The organism is Weissella confusa, from assembly GCF_004766315.1.
Lineage (GTDB): Bacteria > Bacillota > Bacilli > Lactobacillales > Lactobacillaceae > Weissella > Weissella confusa_A.
Genome location: NZ_PVSN01000066.1, coordinates 1 through 4,167, shown reverse-complemented (window position 1 = coordinate 4,167; position 4,167 = coordinate 1). Strand labels below are relative to the sequence as shown.

The following is a 4,167-nucleotide window of genomic DNA, read 5'->3' as shown; positions in this document are numbered from 1 at the left end:
ATTTTCTCAATTAAATAACGTGTCGTGATGATGGCATTGAGGTCACACCTGTTCCCATACCGAACACAGAAGTTAAGCTCAATAGCGCCGAAAGTAGTTGGAGGATCGCTTCCTGCGAGGATAGGACGTCGCGATGCAACGTGAACCGTACCAGAAATGGTACGGTTTTTTTGTGTCTATTGGCGGTATAATGCTGTTGGGACCACGCAAGGGGGAATGAGTATGAGTTTTGATATCGTTATGATACGAGGGAATTCAGCCAGTGGTAAGTCGACGGTTGCTAAATCACTACAGCTAGCGTTGCCGAATACAATGTTGATCTCGCAAGATGAGATACGCCGTAACATGTTACGCGAGTCTGACCGTGATGGTGCAGATACGATGCGCACAATTGAGTTGCTGGTGGCTACGGCGAAGAAGATGAATCGGTTGGTTATTCTAGATGGTATCTTCAGGCGAGATACTTATGGTGATTGGCTGGCAGAATTGTTTGAGAAGTATCGTGGCACAGCGTGGTATTTGAATGCCTCATTGGCAACGACTAAGGTTAGGCATGGCAGCAGAACGCAAAGTAAAGAGTTTGGTGACGAAGAACTAGATGCATGGTATCGACCACATGACACAATCGATGAGCTGAATGAATATCTGGTCCCTGAAACTTGGACGAAAGACGACACGGTGATGGCAATTTTGCGTACACTATCTGATATGAAGCAGACTGAGAATGTCGGAGGCTTTAGACCAACAGCGACTGTGATAAATAAAGAAGAATCGTAATTCAGAAAAAGGTCCCGCATCACATATCGATGCGGGACCTTTTTAACTAGTTTGGATAAGTTAATGTTTTCAACGTCTTATTGTTAGAATCAACAACTTTAATAGTTAATCTAGGGTTTTTAGTACCAGCCTCAGTCATTGATCGAAGGACTTTCTGGGCTAATTGGTCGACTTGATCACCGTTAGTAGTAAGCGCCATGTTAATCATTGCTGGCGAGAGCTTATCAGTAGTGACCGTCAATGTCACTGAGTCGTTTTTTGCGACGGCGTTTGTGTCTGAAAATAGTCCTCTTGAGCTCTGCTTCAAGTTAAAAGCTTCGTTGTTCAACTGAAGGGCGACATCATCTGGAGTCATAGGCGCCAGTTCGACGTTTTTAAGTTTTGCACCTGCGGCCAGTGTGCCATCCTTAATGGGCAGTATGTCGGTGACGCGCTGCGCGACGAAGTGTCGCTCCAGCTGAATACCACCAAAAATAGCGATACCTAGTATTAAAAGTATGCCAATGGTTATTTTCCAACCTTTTTTCATGTTTCCCCTCCTTAGATCTGTACAAACTCACTATACCGCGTTTTTAAGCAAACGGCTTAATTTTGGAAATGAGATAGTTTCCTAACACGAGTGCGATGTTCACCGAGATGAAGAGTTTCAGACTAACAATTAGAAGTGCCCGTTGGTCGAAACCAATGGCGGCCATATAGCTAAATCTGATTAACCAGGTCGTGGGAATAAAAAACATCGTGTGATCAAACAATGCAGTCTCTGCTATTAGGGCAATCACGGCAGCGCCTGTCATGATTAGATAGGCAATTGGCGCATTAAAATTCCGCGATAGTATATAAGCGATTTGACCTACCATTAACAAGTTGAGCATTAGCAGTAATGGTAGCCAACTTATGGATACATGCGTCATGTGAACTAGGACGCTATAACTAATAAGTGCAAGTACGCCATGAAGCATCCAATGTGTCAGAATTTGCATCTCACCCCATGTAAAGTAGGTATTTTTCAGATGAGTTGTAATCATAAAGTTTCCTGCTGACCGGTCACACTGTACGGTTTGAATGATTCAGATGTTCATTAATAATGGACTGAATAACCCTATGAACAGTTTGACTAGGACGACAAACTGACCAGGTTGTTGTAGGCGTGGTAAGTAAAGGGCGAGTACAAAAGTTACCATGAGATAACTGAGCAGCACCGCTGGTAGTAATCTTTTTCGATGTTTGATAAATTCAACGGCTAGAATTTTACTTGGCATGTTTTTGTCTCCTTGTATGTAAGTACAGGATGCCTTCTAGTAGCGCAACCATGACAAACGTTGTGATGATTGCTGGTCCAATAAGGCTATTGCTGTAATGACCTATAGCCAGGCCGTTTGGATTAACGCCAGCCAAATGCGCAATGTTATAAGTTGCGACGGACCATGGGGTAGGTAGTGTCCCTAAGCCTGATATTAGTAGAGATAACACTGCCAAAACAGCCATAATATTAGGCAGGTTGATGATTAGCAGATAGATTACTGGTAATAACCATGATGCGAATAGTGCTATAAATAACATTGGTAGCACTATTCCCTGGTAGAGGTTGAGATCGGATATGCCAGATGTGAATGCTATAAATGTAAGGGATAAAACTTCGTAAAGAACCAAACCTTTAAAGAATAACCAGTACAGATTTAATACTAGGGTACGATAGTAGGTTGGCATATCAATAACTGCCTGACGGACATTAAAGAAATTACCCGTGACCTGTTCTTGTCTAGCTTTTTCGAACGCTAATACAGTGAGGCCGATATATAGCCATATGGTTGTATAGTTATTTTGAAAAGTTGCCAGACGGATGTTGTTTGGTAGAGACGTAGGCAGTAACCAAATGCTTGTAAAACCAGTGGCGATGATATTGGTAGCGCCGACCACCCAGCTAATATGACTGTGGCGTAGCTTTAAATATTCCATCGATAGATAACGGTTCATGATGTTTTGGCGCCTCCTTTAGTTGTTATGATCATGATAAATAGTCGTGAGTTCTTCAGGAGTATAGTTGCCGCTGGTCGAAGCGTACGTTATTTCACCATGTTTCAAAATAGCGAAAGCATCGAATACGGTCGCCAGTTCAGTAATTTGATGCGTGGTTATCATAATGGTCATACCGTCAGCAGCTAGGGTATGCACAATAGACTTGAAGTCATCAACGCCGGCCATGTCCAATCCATTAGTTGGCTCATCCAAAATTAGAAACTGTGGGTTATGGATAATAGCCATGGCGATACCTAACCGTTGCTTCATGCCCAATGAGAAGTTCTTCACCCTTAACTTGTTGCTGACACCAGCTAGACCAACCGTCTTAAGTGTCTTGTTAATCGACGCTGCAGGTAGATGGTATAAGAGAACCATGATTTGCAAATTTTCGTGTGCGGTTAAGTTCGGGTAAATAGCAGGTAGTTCGATTAGGGCCCCAAAGTCCTTCGCTTGATCACGCGATAATGGTTGATCGTTATAAGTCATTGATCCTGAGAAGTGCTTATTAAGGCCGAGAATCGTTTTCAATAAGGTTGTCTTACCAGCACCATTGTCACCCAATAGGCCAAAGATGCTACCGGATGGAATGGTGAGCGAGACGTCACGCAGTATTTGTTGTCGGCGATGCTGCACGGATAAGTTTTCAATCAGTAAGGTATTACTCATGTTGTTGCTCCTTAAAATGACAAACTATGCTTGAAGTTGGCAGGCTATTCACCAAACACCAAGCAGTTACCGTTAGGATACCGCTTTGGAAATTGCTAAGTGTATACATTATTGAACGTATAATTAAGTCTTACATATAAAGGTTAGATACCTAATCAATAAAATGTGTAATGCGTCCGGTTAATGGTAGATATATCTGGTACGTTGGTGAAACATTTGGAAGGGTATAAATACCGTTTTAGCTATTGCACTGATTTAATAAAAGGGGTAATATATTCAAGTTGTCTTTTGAAGAAAGCAACGCCAAAAAGATGTTCAACAAAGTTGTTGACATTTAGTAAAACGTTCTGTATTATATATTAAGTCGTCTCAGGGATATGAATTATCTATGAACGGCGTATGAAAATTGATTGAAATTAGTTGTTGACATTTCATTCTTTCTTCTGTAATATAGATTAAGTCGTCAAGGCGACGACGTAGGTCATTGAAAACTGAATATCGTTTCGATGAAACAAATGTGTAGGGTCATCAAGCTAAGCTTGATGCAAAAACATTTGCGAAGTCAATTCGCTAGTAAATTCGTTTAACTTCTGTTAAACAACAAAAATTGAGTTATACTCAAACTTCAAATTGAGAGTTTGATCCTGGCTCAGGATGAACGCTGGCGGCGTGCCTAATACATGCAAGTCGAACGCTTTGTGGTTC

General features: G+C 41.7%; 5 protein-coding genes and 2 rRNA genes. 3 read left to right on the top strand and 4 right to left on the bottom strand.

The window, feature by feature from the left end; all coding sequences use genetic code 11:
- The first annotated feature begins 20 nt into the window (after positions 1–20).
- Positions 21–137 (top strand): 5S ribosomal RNA (rrf, locus tag C6P11_RS08915).
- Positions 138–222: 85 nt separating this feature from the next.
- Complete coding sequence (locus C6P11_RS08910) at positions 223–777, top strand: AAA family ATPase (RefSeq protein WP_167849560.1); 555 nt, start codon at positions 223–225, stop codon at positions 775–777.
- 46 nt (positions 778–823) lie between these two features.
- Here C6P11_RS08910 and C6P11_RS08905 read toward each other — a convergent pair whose 3' ends face one another.
- The 4 genes from C6P11_RS08905 to C6P11_RS08890 all read right to left on the bottom strand — a co-directional run bounded on the left by C6P11_RS08905 (position 824) and on the right by C6P11_RS08890 (position 3,429).
- Positions 824–1,306 carry a hypothetical protein gene (locus C6P11_RS08905; protein ID WP_135520437.1) on the bottom strand — a complete coding sequence of 161 codons (483 nt, stop codon included), beginning with the start codon at positions 1,304–1,306 and terminating at the stop codon, positions 824–826.
- Between the two features lie 43 nt (positions 1,307–1,349).
- Complete coding sequence (locus C6P11_RS08900; protein ID WP_135520435.1) at positions 1,350–1,802, bottom strand: hypothetical protein; 453 nt, start codon at positions 1,800–1,802, stop codon at positions 1,350–1,352.
- 223 nt (positions 1,803–2,025) lie between these two features.
- Entirely contained in the window at positions 2,026–2,751 is a 726-nt protein-coding gene (locus C6P11_RS08895; RefSeq protein ID WP_135520433.1) for a hypothetical protein, read from the bottom strand.
- An 18-nt stretch (positions 2,752–2,769) separates the two neighbouring features.
- Positions 2,770–3,429 carry an ABC transporter ATP-binding protein gene (locus C6P11_RS08890; protein WP_167849559.1) on the bottom strand — a complete coding sequence of 220 codons (660 nt, stop codon included), beginning with the start codon at positions 3,427–3,429 and terminating at the stop codon, positions 2,770–2,772.
- 659 nt (positions 3,430–4,088) lie between these two features.
- On the opposite strand from C6P11_RS08890, the gene C6P11_RS11100 reads away from it, so the two are divergent.
- Positions 4,089–4,167 (top strand): 16S ribosomal RNA (locus C6P11_RS11100); the annotation flags it as partial.